The sequence below is a fragment of the Segatella copri genome (genome assembly GCF_026015465.1).
Taxonomy (GTDB): Bacteria; Bacteroidota; Bacteroidia; order Bacteroidales; family Bacteroidaceae; genus Prevotella; species Prevotella copri_E.
This window is the reverse complement of the sequence record NZ_JAPDUQ010000001.1, coordinates 1,494,384-1,520,156: the sequence shown is the minus strand read 5'-3', so window position 1 is coordinate 1,520,156 and position 25,773 is coordinate 1,494,384. Positions and strand designations below refer to the sequence as shown.

The following is a 25,773-nucleotide window of genomic DNA, read 5'->3' as shown; positions in this document are numbered from 1 at the left end:
TTTAATTGATTATTTCTTTACCACCTTTATCGTTCTGTTGTTGATGTCAATGGTGATTTGATAAGTACCTGCCTCTGTTACTTTCCACTGGTCGTCAGGACTTGCCGTGAAGACCATATCTGAAGCCGAAACTCCACTAGCATCTACTGTGACATTGGCAGAAGAAGGACGATAGAAAGGAGCGTTGTAATCTTTCTCCTCACTCATCTTAAATGTACCCTTCGTGAGTTGACCTTCCCATGTAAATACATCCTTGTTAGATGCATCCTGGGTAAAATCTTGCGCCTTTTCCCAAGCCCAACCACCTGCGGTAGCATCACCTATCATATAGATATGTGTTTCTTTCTGAAGCTCACCCAAGAACTCTGAGTTGATGGTCCAGTGCTCAAGATCCAAGGTTAAGCGATACTTGCCCTGTACCTCTACTTTCCACTTGTTGTCGTTACCACCAGCGTAATATTCGAACTTCTCATCCTCTACACCATTTTTGTTAATCTTGACACCATCTGAAGGGCAGTGGATGAAGGAAGCACCCCAATCTTTTTCGCCACTAAATTTCAATTCACCTGTCTTTAATTCTCCTTCGTATACAAAGATGTAGTCAGAACTCTTCGTAAGTTCAGTTGCCTGTTCCCATTCCCAGCCACCAGGAGTAGCGCTTCCGATAATATACAGGTGCTCTAAAGATATAGGCTCAACAGCTGGCTTTTCTTTCTCACCGAGGTATTCGGTAGACATGGTCCAATTGCGCATATCAAACGTAAGACGATATTTACCAGCATCTGTAACTCTCCACTTGTTATCAGGGTCGCCTGCCCACATCGCAAAAGTCTGTCCACTAACATTTGACTTAGAGATTGTCTCTTGGTCATTGACTGGATGGATAAACGGATTGTCCCAACTACCAGCTACAAGACAAAGTTTCATTTCTCCTGTGTTGAGAGTGCCCTCCCAAGTAAAGAGCATAGGGTCATCTGCATTTTGAGTAAAAGGTGTAGGATCGTCTATACTCCAACCATTAGGCGTAGCATCGCCCACCATGAACAATGTAGAAGTCTTGATAGGCAGATTGCCATCAATAATCTTCAAGTCTTTCTCACCATCACACCCTGTGAGCAACGACATTAAGAGCGTGCAAACAAACAGACAGAGGCTGAATTGCTTCAATTGAATATTTCGTTTCATAATCGTATCTTAATAAAATGGTTTACTTATTATAACCAGGATTCTGAATTAACTCATGGTTTGCATTCAAGACATCACGCATGATAGGCCAAATCTCTGTATGTTTGTCGGCATCAGGAGTCTTGTCCCACCAGGTACCAGAAGAGAACTTGCCATAGCGGATGAGGTCGATACGGCGACGGCTCTCTGCGAAGAACTCACGTCCCCACTCATCGAGCATCTCGTCCAGGTCAAGCTTGGCTTTGCCCTCAGGCGCATAGAGATACGCCTCATAATCAGCAGCAGGATAATTACGCTTGCGCACGCTGTTGAGCAACTTGCCTGCCTCCTCGGTCTTGCCTTGACGAATCTTGCACTCAGCAAGCGAGTAGATAATCTCTGGCAAGCGAATCTCTGTATAATCGCTCTCCAACTGATGTTCATCATCGTCGCTATAAAGAGGATATTTCACAAAGTGCCAACCTGAGTTATGGTCACCATCACGCAAGGTGGAAGAGGTTGCAGATAGCCACTTGGTAGGAGGAGTGCTCTGGAACTTGCCCACTGCATCACGGATATACAACTCATAATCTACCTCTGGTGCCTTTACACGCTTGGTAGCTCCATTCTCATCCTTATACTCCAAGTAGCCATACAAGAACATACCCTCACGCTTGCTGTTACCCAAGTTGCGATAGAGTTTCAGACGCTCATCGTCTGGATATTTCTTGAATTTCTGGATAGGCATACCCAAGTCGTACTTATACATCGTACCGTTAGGCGCATAGCTTGGAGAAGCTGCATACTTCGTGTTATGACCACCTGCCTTGTTCTTGGTATCGTTGAGATAATAGTTGGCACGTGCAGGAACAGTCCAGTTATAGGTATCGCCATCATACTGCCAATGGCTATAACCTGGGGAACCAGGGAATCCGAAGATCACCTCGTCGCAGGCATCATTGTCCCAATCAAAGGCGGCATCCCAACGGTCAGCTACCTGATACTTGCCATACTTGCCATCCAAGATGTCTTGAGCCACTTGGGCACAATCGGCATAATGATCCTCGCCCACATATACCTGGGCATTGAGGTAAAGACGAACCAACAAGGCGGCTGCACCTGCCTTGGTCCACTGACCTTGAAGGGTAGAGTTTGTTCCAAGCTCTGTCTTCTCAACAAGAAGTGGCAAGCACTCCTTCAACTCGCTCTCTATGAAATCGTAGATTACCTTAGGCTCCACTTGCTTCATGGAAGCGCCAGTGGTTGTGGTCACCAATGGCACATTGCGGAAACCATCGAGCAAACGAAGGTAGAACCATGCTCGCAACACACGGCACTGGGCTGTAAGGTTGTTGAACTCAGACTGTGAGAAACCGAACTTTTCAAAAGAAAGCGTACCTAAGTCCTCTATGACCTTACAACTCTGCATGATACCCTGGAAGCAGCCATTCCATTCGGTCTGGCAATCACCTCCGTCCTCTACATTATACTCATGATAGTGGTATCTACGCCATTTTCCACCATCATCCCACCAACCATCACGGGTAGGAGTAATCAGTTGGTCGGCAGTAAGCTCGTTGAGCACATGACGACTCTCTATGCTCCAGTAAGCATGCTCAAAAGGACGGAATGTGGCTCTGACCACATCGTTCTTGGTATTATAATAGTTCTCTGATGCCACCTGATCGTAGAGCTTCTCGCTCAAATCAGTACAACTTGTCATGGCAAGTGTACCAAAAGCAGCAGATACAATATAATTGAATATTTTCATTGTTTCTATATTTTTAGATGATTATCAGATATCTACGTTCAAGCCAATGATAAACTGGCGGGTAGATGGATAGTAGTCACGAGAACCTTGTCCACTTGGGGTGAGTCCGTTCACCTGATAGGTAGAAGGATCTACACCGCTAAACTTGGTAAGGGTGAACACGTTTTTTACAGTACCATATACTCTAATGCGGTCGATGAAACGACACTTCTGCAAATTGAGCGTATAGCCCAATGTAATCATGTCGAGCTTCAAGTAGTCACCTCTCTCCAAGAAGTAATCACAAACCACAGGGTTGGCATTGCCTGAAATCTTGAAGTTCTTGCCGTATGCCTTCTGCAAGCGGTTGCCAGTGAAGTTGCGGTTGGCATAATAGAAATCGTGGATGTTGAAGATGTCATATCCAAACGCACCACGGAAGAACAACGACAAGTCGAAGTTGCGGTAGCGGAAGTTCTGGCTGGAAGACAAGGTAAACTTAGGCAAACCATTGCCCACCTTCACACGGTCGTCTGCCGTTGCTTGGGAAGCACGGATGATGTCACCGCTCTTGTCATAGACCAACCACTCGCCATCCTCTGTATGACCAGCATATCTCCACATATAAAAGTTACCGATAGACTCGCCTTTCTCAATGCGCTGCAAGTTGTAGTAAGGATATGGATCAGAAGTACCTACCTCATCATAATAGTCCTGACCTACAAACTGGGAGTTGCTGAAGCTTACGAACTTATTCTGCATGGTAGAACCGATGAGGTTGAAGTCGTAAGAGAAATCCTTGGTAGTAACTGGACGGAAATTGAGGTCAAACTCAAAACCGTAGTTCTTCATCGTACCTACATTGACGAATGTATTGTCGAAGAGGTATGGAGGAACAGATACCTTGTAGTCACCCAACAAGTCTTGCTGTTTGCGGTTGAAGTAGTTCAAAGAACCATAGATGCGATTGTTGAGCAAAGAGAAGTCGATACCTACGTTCCAGTTCTTACCCTTCTCCCACATCAAGTCAGGGTTCACATTCTTGGCTGGACCCCAAACCTGGAAGAACTTACCATTATATATATAGTAGCCAAATCCATTCATGGTATTCAATGACTTGTAGCTATCGAAGTTTTGGTTACCAGTAACACCATAGTCGGCACGAAGCTTCAAATCATTAATCCACTTGATACCTTTCATGAATTTCTCCTCAGAGATACGCCAACCAGCTGATACAGCTGGGAAGTTACCCCACTTGTGGTTAGCACCAAACTTAGAGGAGCCCTCGTGGCGAAGAGAAGCGGTGAACATATACTTGCCAGCGAAGTCGTAGCTTACACGACCGAAGAAAGCGATGAGCTTGGCATCGTTCTTGTAACTGCCCATGTTTACCTCACCTTCTTCCTTATTAAACTCACCAGCACCCAAGTTGTCTGGACCCAGAGCATCATTAGGGAAATCCTTGTTGGATGCGTTCAAACCAGAATACTGAGAATACTGGTAAGAGTAACCTGCCATAGCCTTCACATTGTGTTTGCCGAAACTACCGCTATAGTTGTTGAGCCACTCTACTACATACTGGCTCTCCTTGCTGGAAGAACGACTAGCCTCACCTTCGCGACCACTTTCGATGGCAATGGTGCTGGTAGAAGGACGGAACCAAGAGGCATCATGAGTATATTGATGGTCAGCGAACATCACCTGTGTAGAGAGATGATGATTGCCAGATGCATTCTTTGCCAACAAAGGCAAGAGGTTCAACTTAACGGTACCATCCCAGTCTATCAAACGAATATCATCCTTATCGGTCTCCAAGAGTTGACGCTCCACAGGATTGGAACCCACAACCTGACCCTTGAAATTATAATAACGAATCGGATTATCTGGATCCATCAAAGGAGTAGTTGGGTTAGCCTCAAGAGCATCCTTGAATACGCTGTAATCAGCCTTGTCGCTGTAGATGACACGAGGAGCGACATTGGCAGTAATGGTGAAGAGTCCACCCTTGGTGGTATGCATGATGTTGGCACGAGCGCCATACTCCTGACGACGAGAACGAAGGTCGATACCCTTGGCATCACGATAATCGGCACTCACACGATAGTTGCTCTTGTCATTGCCACCACTGAGGGTCAGGGTATGCTGCATGGTAGTACCCGTACGGCTGACGGCATCAAGCCAATCTACATTACCGCCGAGGTCAACGCCAGAGTCACCCCATCCCAGACGAACATCACGGAAATCCTGAGCGTTCATCATCTTCAGGTCTTTCACCATCGTGTTCCAAGTATAAGAGGTAGAGTAAGAAGCGTGCGTTCTGCCGTCCTTGCTTCCCTTCTTGGTCGTTACCAAGATGACACCATTGGAACCACGAGTACCATAGATAGCAGAGGCTGCACCATCCTTCAATACGTCGAAAGAAGCGATGTCATTAGGATTGATGTTGGTGAGGTTGCCACCTGGCACACCGTCAATCACAATCAGAGGACCATTGCCTGCGGCACGAGAGGAGACACCACGAATCTGGATGCTTGCCTGATTGTTTGGGTCGCCCACCGCGGTATTGGTGATGCTCACGCCCGACACCTTACCCTGGATCATCATGGAAACATCAGGGGAACTGATGGTGAGGAAGTCTTTCTCGCTTACGTGAGAAATGGCAGAAGTAAGCTCTTTCTTGTCCATAGTACCATAACCGATAACCACCACCTCATTGAGCACATCAGAGCTCTCCTTCATGGTGACATCCATCTGTCTGCGGTTCTTCACCGACTCAACGACAGTCTCAAAACCTACGTATGAAAAGGTAAGAGTAGATTTAGGTGAAACTTCGATGGAATACTTTCCATCCAAATCAGTAACTGCTCCCACACTAGAAGAGCCAGCCTTTACATTGACACCTATCAGGGGCTCACCCGAAGGGTCAGTAACGATTCCGTGCACTTTCAGAACATCTTGCGCAAGAAGCGAAAGAGGCATCAGCATGGCAAAACATGCCAGTGCAATTGTCTTTTTTAGGAATGTCTTCATTTTTAATTGTTTTAAATTATTATTTGGATAGTATAATTATTTTATGATAATTATCTTGATTACTCTACCAATATTTTCTTTGAGCATTGGGCAGATGCGATAAACTTTGTGCTGGCACTGTCATAAGCTATCTTTGCATCATTTGCCGTGATACTTGCCACAGCAGAACTTGTGGCATACTCCACTTCTATGCGATGCCCCATAGAGCAACTTGCAGAAGGTACCTCAATCGTAGTACACTTACTCTCCGCATTATAAGTGAAAGTAACTTGCATTCCATCCACCTTAGCGGACAATGGCTTATCTGTATTGTATATCAACAATTTATAAGAGCGACTACTTGGAGCCTCCTTAGATGTACCCTTGCGAGGAGAAATGACATACTCACCTACATGCCCATCAAAGCTCTGGCTAAGCATAGTCTCTGCATAATTAGATGAATAATCAGGATTATCACCATCATCCTCATAAATGGAACCTTTGCCATTCTCTCCAGAAATTATGTTGAGCACCAATTGCGAAGGACGTTCCGTAACATTCATCACGTCTGCAGGATTGTTAGGAATCAATGCTCCCTGACGATAGAAATAAGGTATCTGCTTATCTGTGAATGACATGGTAACCAAACGAGGACCTTCTATCAATTCATTAGTAGACACACTCCACCATTTTCCTTCTGGCAACCATACATCCTTTATCGTGATACCTCTTGCATCAGATTTCTCAGTGATAGGTGCCACTAAGATATCATCACCAAAAAAATACTCATTATCGTATGTATATGCTTCTTCTACCTCAGGATACTCATAGTACAATGGACGACAGATTGACACACCAGTATCATAGGTCTTACGCGCCATGGTATATATATAAGGGAAGAGAGAGTAACGCAGACGAACTGCTTCCAAGATGGTTGGGAAATTTGAGAATTTCCAAATACGGCGTTCTATGCGAGAATCGCTGGTAGCATGAGTACGGAATATAGGAGTAAACACACCAAACTGAATCCATCGCAACACCAAGTTAGGATTGTTTACCAACTCCTCGTTCGAGAACATGTGGCCTCCTAAGTCATGTCCCCAATATCCATAGCCCACATTAGATGCCGTAGCTGTGAAATAAGGTTCAAAAGCCAATGCCTCATAACTAATATTGGCATCACCCGAGAAACCAATCTGATAACGATGACTGCCTAAGCCTCCCCAACGATGGAAGATAACAGGACGATGGTTGTCACGCTTGGCAGCCTCATTGAAGAAGACATAATTACACCAGAAAGTCTCACTCAACGAGTTGGTATACGGACTGGTAAGATATTGTTGCCAATCTATCCACCAGAAATCCACACCCTCGCTCTCATGGTCACGGATTATATTCTTAAAGAACGACTTGGTGAAATCGGTATAATCCAAGCTCCAATTTATATTGTCACGATTGTCATTCAGGTACTTGCTACCTAATTCACTGTTCATGGCAGCGAAATAAGTAGGCGACTCTATCTGATTGATACCATCGGCAGGATGCAAATTGAGCGCAGTCTTAAAATTTTGTGAGCGCATCTCGGAAAGAAGACCTTTTGGATTAGGTATGAGATTGGTGTTCCATGACCAACCAGTCCAACCACCACGACCTTCCGACTGACTATAAGCATTTCCATTCCAATGCCAATCCATATCGAGAATCATCACATCGGTAGGTATCTTATTGGCTTTCAAGTCGCTCATAATGTTGCGATAATCATCTGCCGAATAAGAAGCATACTTACTATACCAGTAACCGAACACATAATCAGGTGGCAGAGGGATGCTACCAGCAATCTTGGTATAGTCTGCAAGAGCTTTCTTGTAATTATGGCCATATCCTAACACATAAGTATCCATGGCATGATTGTCTGCACGCTGTGTCCACCAAGGATACCCCATATCACTATTAGGAGACAAGGCATAAGAACGTCCTCCATCAGAACGAGGTGAAGCCCATGAATCGTCTATCACAGCCCAACCAGAGCGAGAAACCAAACCACTTTCCATTTCCGAACGCTTGCTATCGCCCATCAGACCATCCAATGTACGGCAAGTTCCTTTTAAGTTCAGTGGATCTGGTTTGCCAGGATACCAAACTGTAGAAACACCATTACCTGTTATAGCGATGGTAAGATTGGCTGAAGAGGCTGGAAGGGTGCGTGGATCAGTTCCCTTGCGATACTTGAGCTTCAGGTTGGATGTCATTATATATAAATAGGTGTCATCCTCACTCTTGGTGAACTGAGGCGCATCCAACTTACGATTGACAATGGTGAAGGTCGCCCGATCCTCAAACTTCGCTTGATCGCTATACTCCACTCTTATCATCTCCGGAGTAAGAACCGTAAAACGAGCATTGCCACAAGTAATGACAGCCTGACTTGTTGCTACAGGATCATTGACCACAACTTGTGCCATGGAAGGAGTTAACAATAAGCAACTACTCATCATAAGCATAATGAAAGGTTTCTTCATAATTCAAACATTTAGTTGATGGCTAGATAATTCCATTTTTGTTAAAAGATGCTGCAAAGATAGTCATAATCTACTACCATCATGCGGCAAAGTACACGATTAGTACAAAAACGAATGATGACAAATCCCTTATTCCCATGATAATGAGCAACATACAAATAATCGGAAATTCGTATCAAGTACATTCGTCTTTGGAGGGGATTTTGCGGTAATAAGTGTTTTTTCATAAAAACACAGCCTATTATTTGGCTACCCAAAAATAATTTTGTATATTTGCACACAATTTTAAGAAGCGAGATTACCATGCAAAGAATTATTATAACATTCATATTGATATGTTCTTGTTGCCATTTGTCTGCAACAAGAAACGAGAAACTTTCTTTTACTTTAGATAGCCTTTTAGACAACAGATCCCAAATCTTCAAGCAAAAGGAGGCTAGTATCAACACCTACAAGGGAATCATGGACAAGGACAAGAGCACCGCCACGTTACTTTCTATCTATGACAAGCTATTCAATGAATACTACGTTTATCAGTTTGATTCCGCCATGGTGTATGTTGACAAGTCCATAGAGTTGGCTGATAAGACCGCCAACCAGTTCTACCATGACAAAAGCAGAATAGAAAAAGCATCACTGCTTGCCATCGGTGGACTTTATGGAGAGGCTATGTCTCTGCTCAATGAGATAGACTTTTCCTCGCTCACTCCATCTCTTTCCTTTGACTATACTATCACGAAGTATTATATATATATGTATTGGTCTGACTATTGCCATGACGCAACATACGCTCCCAAGTACAGACAAAAAGCTGCTGAGTTTCTGAAACAGGCGGTCGGTCTGCTCAGCAAGAATGACAAACGTTACAATTTTTTCCTGGGAGAATACTACATTTACGTGGAACGTAACGACAAGAAGGCATTGAGTCACTACTTTCGTGTCTTGAAGGAAGTATCTGTCAACTCTCGTTACTATGCCATGGCGGCATTTGCCATAGCCAACAACTATAGTGCAAATCATCAACCCGAGAAATACGAAGAGTACATCGTACAGGCATGTATCAGTGACCTGAAGAACTGCACTCGCGAGAATCTTGCGTTACAAGACTTTGCCATGTATCTATATCAGAAAGACAACGAGAACGTTTCTAGAGCCGAACGCTACATCAACTTTGCCATGGATGACGCAAAGGCGTACAACAACCGACTGCGCATCATCGAAATCTCGCAAAAGCTGCCTATCATTGTCAAGAACTATCGAGAGAAGCTAACCGCACAAAACAACTTGATGCGCGCTGCCTTGTGGGGGATTTCCATCCTCCTCATCATCATGCTCGTGCTTTTCTACTTCTATAGACAACAAAACAAGTTGCTGCACAAGCATCGTATCGAACTATCTGACAGCAACACGCAATTATCAAGCCTCAACGATGCACTCAACTTGCTCAACACACGCTTGACAGACACCAACAAGCAACGCGAGCGATTGGCGAAACTGTATATCGACCTATGCGCCAAATTCATTGACCGACTGAGCAAGTTTGAATTATTGGTACACCGAAAGATCAAAGTGGGACAAGGAAACGACTTGCTCAACATGACTTCCTCCTCACGCTTGTCAGACGAGGACTCAGCCACCTTCTTGCTACAGTTCGACACCGCCTTCCTCGACATGTATCCTTCGTTCATAGAAGAGTTCAATGCCTTGCTCAAACCAGAAGAACAAGTGAAACCAGCACATAGCAGGAGACTCACCACCGAATTGCGCATATTTGCCCTCATCAGATTGGGCGTTAAGGACAGTTCCGAGATTGCCTCCCTGTTGTTCTATATGCCTCGCACTATCTACAACTATCGGTCAGCATTCAAGAACAAGGCATTGAATCGTGAGACTTTCGAAGAGGATGTGGAGAAGCTGTGTACCGTTATGCCCACCACGGCATGATGAAGGCGGCATGCGACGCAACTTATGAAAAAAAAATCGAAACAAGTGTCCTTTTTGTTACATATTTAATAAAAAACGAAAAAAGATGCCAAGAAACTTTGTTTTCTCCTTTTTTTTTTGTTTCTTTGCCTTATAAAACTAATAATAGTCATAATTTATGGGAAAAGGTAAAAAAGGTGGCAAAAGAATGAACAAAGCGCAGCTCACTGAGATGCTGCAGGAATTCTTTGCCGAAAGACCGGGCGAAACGCTCAGCTTTAAAGAGATATTCCGTTCCCTCCGTCTCACTACACATCCGCTCAAGATGCTGGCGATTGACATTATGGAGGAAATGGCATGGGATGACTACCTGGCTAAGGTAAGTGATAATTCTTATCGCCTGAATCAAAGCATACAGGTGATGGAAGGTAAATTCGTTAGAAAGGCAAATGGCAAAAACTCTGTTATCCCTGATGATAGCGAGAAGCCTATTTTCGTTTCTGAACGTAATTCGATGGGAGCACTTAATGGCGACAGGGTGGAATTCACCTTCCTGGCTCGCCGTAAGAATCACATCAAGGAGGCACAAGTCAACAAAATCCTTGAACGCGCTAAAGATACCTTCGTAGGACGTCTGAAAGTAGATAAGGATCTGGCTTACCTCGTGACACCTGGCGATGTCTTTGCTCACAACATCATCATTCCTAGAAGAAAAGTAAAGGGAGGAAAGACCGATGACAAGGCAGTGGTACGAATTATTGAGTGGCCTGATGGAGAAAACAAGAGTCCTATTGGCGAGGTTGTTGATATTCTTGGTCAGATGGGTGATAATGATGTTGAGATGAATTCTATCCTTGCTCAATATGGATTACCTTATAAGTATCCAAAGAATGTAGAAGATGCTGCCAATAAGATTTCGGGCGAAATCACAGAACAGGATTACAAAGAACGAGAGGACTTCCGCAAGGTATTCACCTGCACCATCGACCCGAAGGATGCCAAGGACTTTGATGATGCCCTCAGTATCCAGAGATTGGAGAATGGTAACTGGCAGGTAGGTGTTCATATCGCAGATGTGTCACATTACGTCACAGAGGGCAGTATCATCGACAAGGAAGCTGTGAAACGTGCAACATCTGTATATCTCGTAGATCGCACCATCCCGATGCTCCCAGAGCGTCTCTGTAACTTTATCTGCTCGCTTCGTCCTAATGAGGAAAAACTTGCATACAGCGTCATCTTCGAACTCGACAGCAATGCCGAAGTCAAGAACTATCGCATCGTTCATACCGTCATAGAGAGCGACCGCAGATATAAATATGAAGAGGTACAGGAACTCCTCGAAGCAAATGGTGTGATTGATGGTACTGGCGAACCTGCTCCAGCAGAAACAAAGGAACATCCTTATCAAGGAGAAAACGCACTTCAGCTCATTACGCTTGACAGACTGGCAAAGAAACTTCGTGCCGCAAGATTCAAAAATGGTGCTGTTAAGTTTGACCGCGAAGAGTTGCATTTCGACGTTGACGAAAAGGGGAAACCAGTAAGCTGCTACTACAAGCGCTCTAAGGATGCCAATAAACTCGTAGAGGAATTCATGCTACTCGCCAACCGTACGGTGGCTGAAAGTATCGGAAAGGTAAAGAAAGGAAAGAAGCCAAAGACGCTTCCTTATCGTATTCATGACAATCCGGACCCACAGAAGTTGGAAACCTTGCGTGAATTCGTTGTGAAGTTTGGTTATAAGATGAAAACAGAGGGTACAAAAGGCGCTACAGCAAGAAGTCTCAACAAGTTGATGTCAGATTGCGAAGGCAAACCAGAGAATAATCTCATCCAGATGGTTGCACTCCGTGCCATGATGAAGGCAAAGTACTCCGTTCACAACATCGGACACTTTGGACTGGCATTTGAATACTACACCCACTTCACCTCACCTATACGCCGTTATCCGGATACGATGGTTCATCGCTTGCTTACTAAGTACGCAGATGGCGGCAGAAGTGCCAACGAGAAACATTACGAAGAACTCTGTGAGCATTGCTCTGAAATGGAACAGATTGCACAGAATGCAGAACGTGACAGTATCAAATATAAGATGGTAGAATTCATGGGAGATAAACTCGGCGAGGAATTCGATGCCCATATAAGCGGTATTACTTCTTACGGAATTTATGCTACCATAGACGAAAACCATTGTGAAGGAATGATTCCGATGCGCGACATCGCTGACGATTATTACGACTTCGACGAAAAGAACTTCTGTTTGATTGGTCGTCGCCACCATAATAAATATCAATTAGGCGATGCTATCCGCATCAAGGTGGCGCAAGCCAACTTGGAAAAGAAACAACTAGATTTCACCCTAGCTGGCGATTCGGCTCCTGTACGCAAGGAAAAGCCTGCAGCTAATACTTCTTCCAGCAAAGCGAAAAAGTCAAAGCAGAAGACACGAAATCACCGTAAAAACAAATAATATCAAATTGGAGGGTGTGTCATAAGTCTGTGACGCACCCCTTTTTATTTTTTGCCTTTTCACAGATACGAAATCTTTAAAAAACATTTTTATTTACAACAAAGCCCAAACTTTCACAAGCTCGGGCTTTGCCTTTCCGCAAAAGATTTGTATCTTTGCAGAAAACTTCTTTAAGTATGGCAAAGATACAAATAAAATCTGAAACTCGGCACGAATTGAGCTTTTTTCCTAACTCTTTCGATGATTATGTGCCAAAAGACAGCAAAGTTCGTATGGTGGATCGTATTGTTCGCAGTATGGACATCAACCCTCTCATGGATACCTATGATGGGATTGGTGCTCCTCCTTACAGTCCGAAGATGCTTCTAAGTTTAGTTGTTTTTGCCTATATCAATGGCGTTTATTCCTGTCGTGGCATAGCGGACGCACTTAAATACGATGTTCGCTATATGTGGATTTGTGGAGGTAAGCAATTATCTTTCGCAACAATCAACCGCTTTAGATCCAATCATATGATTAAATGCATCGACTTTTATTTTGATGCAGTCGTCTCCATATTGGTTGAAAAGGGCGTGATTAGTCTGGAGGAACAATATGTTGATGGCACTAAGATAGAGTCGAAAGCAAACAAGTACACGTTTGTATGGAAGAAGACTGTGGAAAAGAACAGGGCTAAGCTCTTGGAAAAGACCTCTGCTGCATTGGCTCAGATAAAAGAACAAATTCGCCTGAATGGCGGGAGTGACATTAAGGAAGAAGACAGCGAGCCAGCCACTTCCGCCAAGGATGTAGAGAGAAGTGCACGTTTGTGTGAGAGGCAAGCTAAGAACCTTCCTAAGGCAAAGCTTACAGGAAGAGAGAAGCAAAAGCTAAATACTCAGATAGATCACTTGTTCAAAGCCTCGGACAAACTGTGCGAGTATGAAAAATCACTGGATATACTGGGCGAGAGAAACAGTTACTCCAAGACTGATCCCGATGCGACCTTCATGCGCCTCAAGGAAGATGCCATGAACAATGGGCAGACAAAGCCTGCCTATAACCTTCAAATTGCGACAGAGAATCAATATTGGACGAATTTCGCCCTTTATCCCAATCCAACAGACACCCTGACCTTCAAGCCTTTTTTGGATAAGTACAAGAAAAGATATGGAAAGCAATCCAAGAGCGTCACCGCAGACTCAGGGTATGGCTCGGAGGAGAACTACGAGTACCTAGAGATGGAAGAAATGATGGGTTATGTAAAGTACAACTGGTTTCACAAGGAACAGCATAAGCCTTTCAAGGAGGATGCCTTCAACCAAGCGAACTTCTACTACAACAGGGATGATGACTATTATGTCTGCCCCATGGGACAACACATGGAACCTTGTGGACAACGGCAAACGAAAAGTGACTCCGGCTATGTGTCTGTCATTACATTATATAGAGCACAACGATGTGATGGATGTCCGCTTGGAAGTCTCTGCAAGAAATCCAAAGGCAACAGAACCATATATGTCAACCATAAACTGAATGCATATAAAAAGGAAGCCTTCCTGCTACTAACGTCTGAAGAGGGCTTGAAACACAGAAGCCAGCGACCGATAGAGCCGGAAGCTGTATTTGGGCAGATGAAGGCAGATATGCATTATAAGCGATTCAGGCATTTTGGAATGGACAAGGTTTACATGGATCTAGGATTGTTCGGAATGGGATTCAATTTGAAGAAATATTTGGGTATAAAACGATAAAACTCAATTTTGGTTGTTTTATCGTCAGGGATAACTATGCCCTTTTGTGAGCTTTGGGGCTGTTTTGTTATCGATAAAACAAGAAAAGTAAAGTTTCTATACAATATAATAAGATTCCCTTTGTGAAGAAAGACTACGATTCAACTAGAATATATAGAAACACACACAAAAAAAGGGTGCGTCACAGACTTATGACACACCCTCTTTTTTATTTTGAATCTATACACATTTACAAAATCCAGGACCGAATAGGTAAAAAGATAAAAGGAGCCGCGTAATCTGTGGGATAAAGCTGCGATAAGAAAGCAAAACTGCAGAAAACAAAAAAAAGCCTCAGAAATCTTTCGAAATCTGAGGCTCTTGATAAAAGGAGGCGGCTACCTACTCTCCCGCATTGCATTGCAGTACCATCGGCGCAAGTGAGCTTAACTTCTCTGTTCGGAATGGGAAGAGGTGGGACCTCACCGCAATAACCACCTGATAATGGGTTATGACGTATTTGCACACAAGCAAACTGTATTTATCAGTAAAGAACCACCGTCCCTCTCGATTTTATCGAGAGTCAACAGCTGAAACTATGAACTTATTTAAAGAAAGTGTTCGGGCAATTAGTAATGCTCGGCTTTGACATCGCTGTCTTTACACCTGCATCCTATCAACGTCATCGTCTCTGACGACCCTCAATGGAGTTCTCATCTTGCGGCTGGCTTCGCACTTAGATGCTTTCAGCGCTTATCCAATCCAGACTCAGATACCCAGCGGTGCGCCTGGCGGCACAACTGGTAAACCGGAGGTCTGTCCATCACGGTCCTCTCGTACTAGTGACGGCACCACTCAAAACTCCCACGCCCACGATAGATAGAGACCGAACTGTCTCACGACGTTCTGAACCCAGCTCGCGTGCCACTTTAATGGGCGAACAGCCCAACCCTTGGGACCTTCTCCAGCCCCAGGATGTGACGAGCCGACATCGAGGTGCCAAACCACCCCGTCGATATGAGCTCTTGGGGGGGATCAGCCTGTTATCCCCGGAGTACCTTTTATCCTTTGAGCGACGGAGTTTCCATACACATCCGCCGGATCACTATGCCCCAGTTTCCTGCCTGCTCGGCATGTCTGCCTCCCAGTCAAGCGCCCTTATGCCATTGCACTCTTTGAGGTCGGTTACCAATCGACCCGAGGGCACCTTTGGAAGCCTCCGTTACGCTTTTGGAGGCGACCACCCCAGTCAAACTACCCACCAAGCAGTGTCCGCGCAACTGCGCGTTAGACCTCAGACAGCCAAAGGGCCGTATTTCAAGGATGGCTCCACGAAAGCTGGCGCTCCCGCTTCGAAGCCTCCGGCCTATCCTACACATCGGATGACCAAGGTCAATGCTAAGCTGTAGTAAAGGTTCACGGGGTCTTTTCGTCCCATCGCGGGTAATCGGCATCTTCACCGATACTACAATTTCACTGAGCTCATGGTTGAGACAGCGTCCGGATCATTACACCATTCGTGCAGGTCGGAACTTACCCGACAAGGAATTTCGCTACCTTAGGACCGTTATAGTTACGGCCGCCGTTTACCGGGGCTTCAATTCAATGCTTCCTCTTGCGAGTGACATCTCCTCTTAACCTTCCGGCACCGGGCAGGTGTCAGGCTGTATACGTCATCTTTCGAGTTTGCACAGCCCTGTGTTTTTGTTAAACAGTTGCCTGGACCTATTCTCTGCGCCTCGCTCATCACGAGGACCCTTTATCCCGAAGTTACAGGGTCAATTTGCCTAGTTCCTTAACCATGAATCTCTCAACGCCTTAGTATGTTCTACCCGACCACGTGTGTCCGTTTGCGGTACGGGTGCCGCATGGGTTAAGCTTAGCGGATTTTCTCGGGAGTATGATTACCCACACTATCAGATTCCTCCGAGGAGGACTCCGTACTGTCAGGTTCAGCTCGGATGGTGGATTTGCCTGCCATCCTCAACGCCTACACCCTTCAACGGGGACTTCCGTCGCCCCGCGGTGGTTTCACTGCTCCGTCTCCACGTCGCCCCATGCGGCAGTGACGGAATATTAACCGTCTCTGCCATCGCCATCGCCGTTCGGCTTAGACTTAGGACCCGACTGACCCCGGGCTGATTGGCATTGCCCGGGAAACCTTGGTCTTACAGCGGGAGGGAATCTAACCCTCCTTATCGTTACTTATTCCTACATTTGCTTTACTCACCGCTCCAGGATAACTTACGTACACCATTCGACGCTGTGAGTATGCTCCCCTACCGATACTTTTAAAATTGCTATCCCGCGCCTTCGGTGTCTGCCTTATACCCGATTATTATCCATGCCCGGACCCTCGACTAGTGAGCTGTTACGCACTCTTTGAATGAATGGCTGCTTCCAAGCCAACATCCTAGCTGTCATAGGGACCAGACTTCGTTAGACTAACTCAGGCAGAACTCCGGGACCTTAGACGGCGGTCTGGATTCTTCTCCTCTCGGGGACGGACCTTAGCACCCGCCCCCTTACTGCCGGACTGCAGACCGTGAGCATTCGGAGTTCGTCAGGACTCGATAGGCGGTGAAGCCCTCTTGTCCTATCGGTCGCTCTACCTCTCACGGTGACCATCCGACGCGGCACCTAAATGCCTTTCGGGGAGTACGAGCTATCTCCAAGTTTGATTGGCCTTTCACTCCTACACTCGGCTCATCCAGAAGCTTTTCAACGCTTATTGGTGCGGACCTCCATCCCGTGTTACCGGGACTTCATCCTGGCCAAGTGTAGATCACTTGGTTTCGCGTCTACCCCCACTGACTGTGCGCCCTCTTCAGGCTCGCTTTCACTGCGGCTACGTGTCTCATGACACTCAACCTCGCCAGTGACGGTAACTCGTAGGATCATTATGCAAAAGGCACGCCGTCACACATTGCTGTGCTCCGACCGCTTGTAGGCGTATGGTTTCAGGAACTATTTCACTCCCCTGCTCGGGGTTCTTTTCACCTTTCCTTCACAGTACTCGTTCGCTATCGGTCTCACGGGAGTATTTAGCCTTACCGGATGGTCCCGGCAGATTCGCGCAGGATTCCTCGTGTCCCGCGTTACTCAGGATACCGCTATGCCTGATCTGGCTTCGTGTACAGGATTATCACCTTCTGTGATGTAACTTTCCAGATACTTCCACTCACCATTTCAGTACAATGTCGCGGTCCTACAACCCCAGCCACGCCTTGCGACGCCACTGGTTTGGGCTGTTCCCCGTTCGCTCGCCACTACTGGGGGAATCATTCATTTATTTTCTCTTCCTGCAGGTACTAAGATGTTTCAGTTCCCTGCGTTAGCTCTCTTACACTGGTAAGAGTAACCGTCCTTCAGACGGCTAGGTTGTCCCATTCGGAAATCTCCGGATCAAGGGTTATTTGCACCTACCCGAAGCTTATCGCAGCTTATCACGTCCTTCATCGCCTCCGTGAGCCTAGGCATCCGCCATACGCCCTTTCTTACTTTCTTTACGACTGTATTCTTGTTACTCGTTTCCGAATAACGAATAAGTAGCTCATACTTTCAGCTGTATTCTAACAAAGTGAAATCTCATCTTGCGATTTGATTTACTTTAGTCTGAACTAAAGTTCATTACTTACAGTTTTGCTTGTGTCAATATGTCAAAGATCTTTTAAAGGTAAAAGAGTAAAAAAGTAAAATACTTCATACCAGCCTTTTCCTTTGGAGTGGAGAATAACGGATTCGAACCGTTGACCCCCTGCTTGCAAAGCAGGTGCTCTAGCCAACTGAGCTAATCCCCCAAATCGAGAAGTAAAGAAGTAGTCCCAGGCAGATTTGAACTGCCGACCTCCACATTATCAGTGTGGCGCTCTAACCAACTGAGCTATAGGACTGTGTTGGTAAAGAGTAGCATCTCTGCCAAACATTCTCTATCTCTTATTTAATTAAACAGATGGTGCGTACAAGAAGAGAAGCGAACTTTTTAAGTCATGTTCCTAAATCTTCTATAGGAAATTCGTCTCTCCAGAAAGGAGGTGTTCCAGCCGCACCTTCCGGTACGGCTACCTTGTTACGACTTAGCCCCAATTACCAGTTTCGCCCTAGGCCGCTCCTTACGGTCACGGACTTTAGGCGCCCCCGGCTTTCATGGCTTGACGGGCGGTGTGTACAAGGCCCGGGAACGTATTCACCGCGCCATGGCTGATGCGCGATTACTAGCGAATCCAGCTTCGTGGGGTCGGGTTGCAGACCCCAGTCCGAACTGAGACAGGCTTTAAGGATTTGATCCGTTTTGCAAGGGACCGTCTCTCTGTACCTGCCATTGTAACACGTGTGTAGCCCCGGACGTAAGGGCCGTGCTGATTTGACGTCATCCCCACCTTCCTCACACCTTACGGTGGCAGTGTCCCCAGAGTGCCCAGCTTAACCTGATGGCAACTAAGGAGAGGGGTTGCGCTCGTTATGGCACTTAAGCCGACACCTCACGGCACGAGCTGACGACAACCATGCAGCACCTTCACAGAGGCCCCGAAGGGCGTCATTGTCTCCAAATCCTTCCTCTGCAATTCAAGCCCGGGTAAGGTTCCTCGCGTATCATCGAATTAAACCACATGTTCCTCCGCTTGTGCGGGCCCCCGTCAATTCCTTTGAGTTTCACCGTTGCCGGCGTACTCCCCAGGTGGGATGCTTAATGCTTTCGCTTGGCCGCTGACCTATTCAGGCCAACAGCGGGCATCCATCGTTTACCGTGCGGACTACCAGGGTATCTAATCCTGTTCGATACCCGCACTTTCGAGCTTCAGCGTCAGTTGCGCTCCAGTGAGCTGCCTTCGCAATCGGAGTTCTTCGTGATATCTAAGCATTTCACCGCTACACCACGAATTCCGCCCACTTTGTGCGTACTCAAGGAAACCAGTTCGCGCTGCAGTGCAGACGTTGAGCGTCTACATTTCACAACACGCTTAATCTCCGGCCTACGCTCCCTTTAAACCCAATAAATCCGGATAACGCCCGGACCTTCCGTATTACCGCGGCTGCTGGCACGGAATTAGCCGGTCCTTATTCATAAGGTACATGCAAAAAGTCTCACGAGACTCACTTTATTCCCTTATAAAAGCAGTTTACAACCCATAGGGCCGTCTTCCTGCACGCTACTTGGCTGGTTCAGACTCTCGTCCATTGACCAATATTCCTCACTGCTGCCTCCCGTAGGAGTTTGGACCGTGTCTCAGTTCCAATGTGGGGGACCTTCCTCTCAGAACCCCTACTGATCGTCGCCTTGGTGGGCCGTTACCCCGCCAACAAGCTAATCAGACGCATCCCCATCCATCACCGATAAATCTTTAATCTCTTTCAGATGTCTTCTAGAGACGTCATTGGGTATTAGTCTTACTTTCGCAAGGTTATCCCCAAGTGGTGGGCAGGTTGGATACGCGTTACTCACCCGTGCGCCGGTCGACGCCTATCGGAAGCAAGCTTCCAATATCGTTTCCCCTCGACTTGCATGTGTTAAGCCTGTAGCTAGCGTTCATCCTGAGCCAGGATCAAACTCTCCATTGTAAAATATCATTTTTACCTAGCCTTGCGGCTTGGTTTGTTTGTTGTCTGTACTTAGGACGAATATCCTTTTTGTTTATTGAAGCTTAGTAAACCTGACTTGTCAATTGCTTGACGGTTCGTTTCTTTTACCCAGTTTCTTCATATTCCCTATATATAATAAGGTATAATCCAAAACCGCTTCTTGTACTACTTGTCTGTTTATGTAAAATCTTTCAAAGAACTCTTTCTTTTTTTGCTAAGAGAAAGTGTATTTCTCAAAAGCGAGTGCAAAAGTACAAACATTTTCCGAAACCGCCAAATATTTCCAAGAAAAAGTTTAGAAATTAACAGTATTTTAACATTTACATCTTATTTTGCACTTATTTTGATACCAAACACTTTATTATATACATACACGCGCTCATATCTGCGTGTGGGCACACAAGCATGCGCATATACATATAAAATGATACCAGAAAACTATTCTGCCTCCAAATAGAGAACACGAGACGACCAGTCGTTCTTCTTCCCCCAGTCTACCTCATGAACATACGGCATTTCCAAGCCATGTTCCATAAGATACTTACCAGAGTAAGATTTTCCCTCACAATCAAGAGGCCTGTTATCAATTACATCAAGTTCTTTTACCTTATACATCTTATTCTCATCCAGACCAGCCATCTTAACTCTTGGCAAATGAACATTATAGAAGTTTGCCAATTTCCACCAATAGAAGACAGCCTTGTCTTTTGCTTCACTAACATACATAATAGAAGACAAGCCCTGATTATCGTACGGAGAAACCAAACGATAAAGGTCGCCAAACTGAACAACAGGACGGATCTCCTTGTATTCTGAGATAGCCTTTCGGCAGAGAGCCTTTTCCTCATCCGTCATATTCTTTGGCTGAATTTCCATTCCAAGTCGTCCGCTCATAGCCACATCAATACGATACTTCAAAGAAGTAGTGCGGAATACGGTATGGTTTGGCACAGCAGAGATATGACTTGCCATGGCGATGGCTGGGAAGAAATAGCTGGTTCCATACTGCATATAAATACGCTGCATGGCATCCGTATTATCACTTACCCAAAACTCATCAAAACCACGGAGCATGCCCCAATTGGCACGGCCACCGCCACTTGCGCAACATTGAATCACCACATCCTTATACTTAGCACGAATACGGTCGATAACCTTCGCAAATCCCTGATGATAAGCGATGTAGAGATGGCTCTGATCTGCTGCAGACAAGTATTGGCTGCCATGATTCATAATGGCCATATTGGCATCCCACTTGATGTAGGCTATATCTGGATATTTAGTAAGTAAATTGTCTACTACACCGAAAACAAAGTCTTGTACTTTTGGATTAGAGAGATCGAGCACCAGCTGGGTACCACCACGACCCAGAACAGCATCTCGCTTAGGAGCCTTGATAACCCAATCAGGATGCTTCTCATAGAGCATACTGGTAGTATTGGTCATTTCCGGTTCGATCCAGATACCAAACTTTACCTGGTTTTTCCTGGCATCGCTCAGCAAGCCTTCAATGCCATTAGGAAGTTTCTTGGTATCAACCACCCAGTCGCCTAGTGCACAGTTATCAGTAACACGAGGATATTTGGTTCCGAACCATCCATCATCCATTACGAAGAGTTCACCACCCATACTATGGATATCAGCCATCATCTGGCCCATTCCCTTTTGGTTGATGTCGAAATAAACACCTTCCCAAGAATTGAGCAAGATATCACGCTCCTTATCTCCATGTGCCAAGATATATTTGCGTCCCCATTTATGGAAGTTTCTACTTGCACCGCTCAAGCCCTGTGTTGAATAGGTCAAAGCGAGTGCAGGAGTTTTGAAAGTCTCACCTTTCTTAAGATGATATTCAGAGTTCTGTTCGTTAATACCGGCAAAGAAATAATGATATTCGGTATCATCGGTAACCGTCTTCAGTTTATAGTTTCCGCTATAAACCAAGGCTGCACCAATAACATTACCCGCATTTTCCTGTCCTTTACCATCGAGCGAGAACATGACTTCAGCATGATCGGTATGCGAATTGCGGGTACCATCATTGTTTCGGATTACAAATTCTCCTGGCTGCAGTTTTTCATGACTCAACTGTCCCTCTGCTGCCCAAGTACCGGAAAGATGACTCATCCAAACATCTCCACGACGGATAGGAAGCATAGCCGATGCGAAGGTAGTCAGGGTAACAGTACCCTTTTCACCATTCAGAATCTCGGTCCATGCCTCAATCATATCAACATCATTGTATGCACGATACTTCAAGTCTACCTTTATATTATATACAGGATCTTTCAGATGGACGGTCGTGACAGAAGCATTTCTTTCGTTCTTCACATCACAGCCCGTAGCCACGAGAGCAGTTGAAAGATTACCATCACTATGGCGCATGGCAAGCGCCGCTTCAGCTGGAGTATTCAGTCCGTAAGTCGGATAAGCATCCATACGGCCACCAGTAGCGACCTTCAAATTCTGCAAATCGTTAGGATTCAACTTAGTACCGAAATAGATATACTGGGCAGGCTTTCCATTCTCAACATCGAGAATGAGCGACATACCCTTTGTATTTACAGATACTTTTTCTGCCATCGCCGGAAGTGCGACAGTCATCAATATAAGTGCAATTGATTTTAACTTCATATTACCTTTCTAAGTTATTAGTTGCGTTTACAATTTCTATTTTGTGAGAGATGATTTCTCATTTTCACATCGCAAAATTATAAAAAAATCCAATACACTCCAATACTTTTTTGATTTATTTTTCGAAGAAAGCAGAAAAGGACAAACAATCAGCAAATAAAGCAAAGAAAACACTCCCGAAATCGAAAGAATTCCTAAAAGATAGTCCACTTTAAGAAATTCTTAGTATCTTTGCAATGTTATAGCTGATAACGATTTAGGTATAGTGGCTTGAATGCCCTATTTTTCAAAATCAGCAGAATGTGTAACGAAAAGATATATAGAGATATGAAACTAAAGATACATTTCAGTCATAAAGAAGAACTTTGGAACTCATGGTCGCATGCAGGAGGTATCCTGATGGGCTTTGTCGTGGGAGCCATCTTCTTATATTGGTGTTTTACGATGCATAACGGATGGGCTACGGCGGGAGTTATCCTCTATCTGTTCGGTATGCTGATGTCTTACATCGCCTCAACGGTTTACCATGCAGTTTCTGCCTGGAGCAAATGGAAGGAGCGACTACGCAAATGGGACCATGCCGCCATCTACTGGCATATTGCCGGTTCTTACTCGCCAATCACGCTCATTGCGATGCGAGACCAGGGATATTGGGGATGGAGCCTCTTTATCTTTATCTGGGCTTGCGCCATTGCCGGAACCATCATGAGTTTTGCCAGACTCAAGGATCACAGCAACCTGGAGACCATCTGCTTTGTAGGCATGGGATTGTCGGTACTGGTTGCCTTTAAACCTTTGATAGACTCCGTATCCACCGCCACAGTCTGGTGGATTATTGCCGAAGGCGTCTGCTACATTACGGGCGCCGTATTCTACAGTATCAACAAGAAGAAATACATGCATTCCGTGTTCCATTTCTTCGTTTTAGCTGGTAGTATCTGCCACATCATTGCAGTTTGGGACATTCTGATGAAATATATCTAAACGACTTAATAAAAAGCATCAAGGCATCGGGAAGTTTTCGCTTTCTGATGCCTTTGTTTTTTTATAATGCTCTATATTACAAGACATTCATCCATATCATACTCTTCTTATAATATAATAAGGTGGAATTGTTAACAATACGTTAAAGTCTAAAAATAATTGCCCAAAAGTTTGGAACTTATCGCAGAAAAGCATACCTTTGCAGTGTTCTATTGAAGTAGTACACTAAAACATCAAAGATTATGATACAGATTAAAGACATTGATTTCAGATACCCAGGTAGCAAGCACCTTGTATTTAGAGATTTCTCTTTGGAACTCAAGGAGAACAACATTTATGGCTTGCTTGGTAAGAACGGTACAGGCAAGAGTACCCTGCTCTATCTTATCAGCGGATTGCTCCGCCAGCAACAAGGTACCGTTCTCGTGGATGGCATTTCGGCACAAGACCGCAAAGCCGAGATGCTGAAGGACATCTTCATGGTGCCCGAAGAGTTTGAACTGCCCAACGTTTCCCTCGCCACCTACGTGAAGATGAACCAGGAGTTCTATCCTAACTTCTCGCAGGAAGTGCTGGACCGTTGCCTCAAGGATTTTGATTTACCACTCTCTCTCAAGTTGAACGAACTCTCGATGGGACAGAAGAAGAAGGTATTCATGAGTTTCGCACTCGCCACGGGTACCCGCTTTCTTCTGATGGACGAGCCAACCAATGGTCTCGACATCCCATCGAAGAGCCAGTTCCGTAAGGTCATCGCCAACAACATGACGGAAGACCGCACCCTCATCATCTCAACTCACCAAGTGCACGATGTAGAGTCACTGCTCGACCACATCATCATCATGAACCAGAGCCAGCTCCTGCTCGATGCATCGGTTTCAGACATCTGCGGGAAATACACCTTCGAGTACCGCAACCCACAGGAAATGGACGACACCGTGCTCTACGCCGAGCCAACCCTGCAGGGCAATGCCGCCATCTGCAAGCGACAGGAGGGTGAGCAGGAAACACAGATGAACCTGGAATTGCTCTTCAATGCAGTGATAGGCGGAAAACTTACAGAGTAAGCGTTATCCATCAGGTTCATCAAGAATTAGAAAAAATATAAAATCATCTTTAAATAACAACGATTATGAACAAGACTTTTGATTTACATAGATTCGGAATGGTGCTGCGTTGGGATTTGCTTACCAACAGGAAAAGCTATTTCTGCAGTATCGCAGGATTGGCTATCGGCATCATCATGCTTTCCATTTCCATGCTTTATTCTTTCCCTCATAGCCATTTTATAGTAGAAGGAGGAGATTTGGGTAATTACTACGAAGGTAGAATGACAGGATTCCTTGCCGCTATTGTCATATTGTTTTTCTTCATATCTGCCTGCAACATCTTTAGCAATATGAAGACCAAGCTGCAACGTGAGAGTTTTATGATGTTGCCGGCCAACAATCTGGAGAAATATGCAGCACGTTTCCTGATGATGAGTGTAGGCAGTATCCTCATCATGGTGATTGCTACGCTTATAGGCGACTTCGTGCAGTTTATATTGAGCTTCTTCATGACTCCCGGTTACCATGCAAGCATCATCGGAAGTTCTCTAAGTCAAATATACAAAGCCGCAACCGATGCCACCTGTAACAACCCTATCAGTATCTTAGCGTGGCAATGTAAAATAGATGCAGCCCTGGTTGGATGGAGCTTTCTCATCATGATTTACTCCTTCACTCTGCTAGGCGGCACCTTCTTCCGCAAACAGCCTATCATCCTGACAGCCGTATCAGGTATTATCATTTTCATGATTGTAGGTTATTGCGGCAGCAAGCTCGAAGAATGGGGAGTTTTCGATTTCTACACCCATCTTAACCATGATAATCCAGGCACTTCTATCTGCCTGGCAATCTTCTGGTCGGTCGTATTCCTTGCTTTGGCAGCCTTCTGCCTCTGGGCATCCTATAAGCTCTTCACCCGCATGCAGGTAATCTGCAACAAGTGGATAAACATCTAGGAGAAGAAGAGAAATAT

Annotated in this window: 11 protein-coding genes, 2 tRNA genes and 3 rRNA genes; 6 read left to right on the top strand and 10 right to left on the bottom strand. The window is 45.3% G+C overall.

Annotation, left to right across the window (positions count from 1 at the left end; translation table 11 throughout):
• Nucleotides 1–9 precede the first annotated feature (9 nt).
• The 4 genes from ONT08_RS06330 to ONT08_RS06315 are packed head-to-tail and all read right to left on the bottom strand — an operon-like array spanning nt 10 to nt 8,442.
• Complete coding sequence (locus ONT08_RS06330) at nt 10–1,185, bottom strand: SusF/SusE family outer membrane protein (RefSeq protein WP_264959506.1); 1,176 nt, start codon at nt 1,183–1,185, stop codon at nt 10–12.
• Nucleotides 1,186–1,207: 22 nt separating this feature from the next.
• Complete coding sequence (locus ONT08_RS06325; RefSeq protein WP_264959505.1) at nt 1,208–2,935, bottom strand: RagB/SusD family nutrient uptake outer membrane protein; 1,728 nt, start codon at nt 2,933–2,935, stop codon at nt 1,208–1,210.
• Between the two features lie 24 nt (nt 2,936–2,959).
• Nucleotides 2,960–5,944: a SusC/RagA family TonB-linked outer membrane protein gene (locus tag ONT08_RS06320; protein ID WP_264959504.1), complete on the bottom strand. Its 2,985-nt coding sequence runs from the start codon at nt 5,942–5,944 to the stop codon at nt 2,960–2,962.
• Between the two features lie 59 nt (nt 5,945–6,003).
• Complete coding sequence (locus tag ONT08_RS06315; RefSeq protein ID WP_254977117.1) at nt 6,004–8,442, bottom strand: glycoside hydrolase family 31 protein; 2,439 nt, start codon at nt 8,440–8,442, stop codon at nt 6,004–6,006.
• Between the two features lie 351 nt (nt 8,443–8,793).
• Here ONT08_RS06315 and ONT08_RS06310 point away from each other — a divergent pair, with 351 nt between their 5' ends.
• From ONT08_RS06310 to ONT08_RS06300, 3 genes are all read left to right on the top strand, one after another.
• Nucleotides 8,794–10,386, top strand: a complete 1,593-nt coding sequence (locus ONT08_RS06310; protein ID WP_264959503.1) for a DUF6377 domain-containing protein — start codon at nt 8,794–8,796, stop codon at nt 10,384–10,386.
• Nucleotides 10,387–10,543: 157 nt separating this feature from the next.
• A complete protein-coding gene (gene rnr, locus ONT08_RS06305) occupies nt 10,544–12,841 on the top strand; it encodes a ribonuclease R (RefSeq protein ID WP_264959502.1) in 2,298 nt (765 codons plus the stop codon).
• A 176-nt stretch (nt 12,842–13,017) separates the two neighbouring features.
• Complete coding sequence (locus ONT08_RS06300; RefSeq protein ID WP_118200255.1) at nt 13,018–14,574, top strand: IS1182 family transposase; 1,557 nt, start codon at nt 13,018–13,020, stop codon at nt 14,572–14,574.
• A gap of 368 nt (nt 14,575–14,942) precedes the next feature.
• Here ONT08_RS06300 and rrf read toward each other — a convergent pair.
• From rrf to ONT08_RS06270, 6 genes are all read right to left on the bottom strand, one after another.
• A 5S ribosomal RNA gene (gene rrf, locus ONT08_RS06295) occupies nt 14,943–15,055 on the bottom strand.
• A 107-nt stretch (nt 15,056–15,162) separates the two neighbouring features.
• Nucleotides 15,163–18,060: ribosomal RNA gene (locus ONT08_RS06290) — 23S ribosomal RNA — on the bottom strand.
• 219 nt (nt 18,061–18,279) lie between these two features.
• Nucleotides 18,280–18,353, bottom strand: a tRNA-Ala gene (locus tag ONT08_RS06285).
• 19 nt (nt 18,354–18,372) lie between these two features.
• Nucleotides 18,373–18,446, bottom strand: a tRNA-Ile gene (locus ONT08_RS06280).
• A gap of 134 nt (nt 18,447–18,580) precedes the next feature.
• A 16S ribosomal RNA gene (locus ONT08_RS06275) occupies nt 18,581–20,112 on the bottom strand.
• Together the 16S, 23S and 5S rRNA genes with 2 tRNA genes alongside form the textbook arrangement of a ribosomal RNA operon.
• A gap of 459 nt (nt 20,113–20,571) precedes the next feature.
• Nucleotides 20,572–22,767, bottom strand: a complete 2,196-nt coding sequence (locus ONT08_RS06270) for an alpha-galactosidase (RefSeq protein WP_264959501.1) — start codon at nt 22,765–22,767, stop codon at nt 20,572–20,574.
• A 327-nt stretch (nt 22,768–23,094) separates the two neighbouring features.
• Here ONT08_RS06270 and trhA point away from each other — a divergent pair, with 327 nt between their 5' ends.
• From trhA to ONT08_RS06255, 3 genes are all read left to right on the top strand, one after another.
• Entirely contained in the window at nt 23,095–23,751 is a 657-nt protein-coding gene (gene trhA, locus ONT08_RS06265; protein ID WP_117695654.1) for a PAQR family membrane homeostasis protein TrhA, read from the top strand.
• 242 nt (nt 23,752–23,993) lie between these two features.
• Nucleotides 23,994–24,818 carry an ABC transporter ATP-binding protein gene (locus ONT08_RS06260; protein WP_264959500.1) on the top strand — a complete coding sequence of 275 codons (825 nt, stop codon included), beginning with the start codon at nt 23,994–23,996 and terminating at the stop codon, nt 24,816–24,818.
• Between the two features lie 65 nt (nt 24,819–24,883).
• On the top strand, nt 24,884–25,756 hold the full coding sequence (locus ONT08_RS06255; RefSeq protein WP_264959499.1) for a hypothetical protein: 873 nt from the start codon (nt 24,884–24,886) through the stop codon (nt 25,754–25,756).
• Nucleotides 25,757–25,773: the final 17 nt, after the last annotated feature.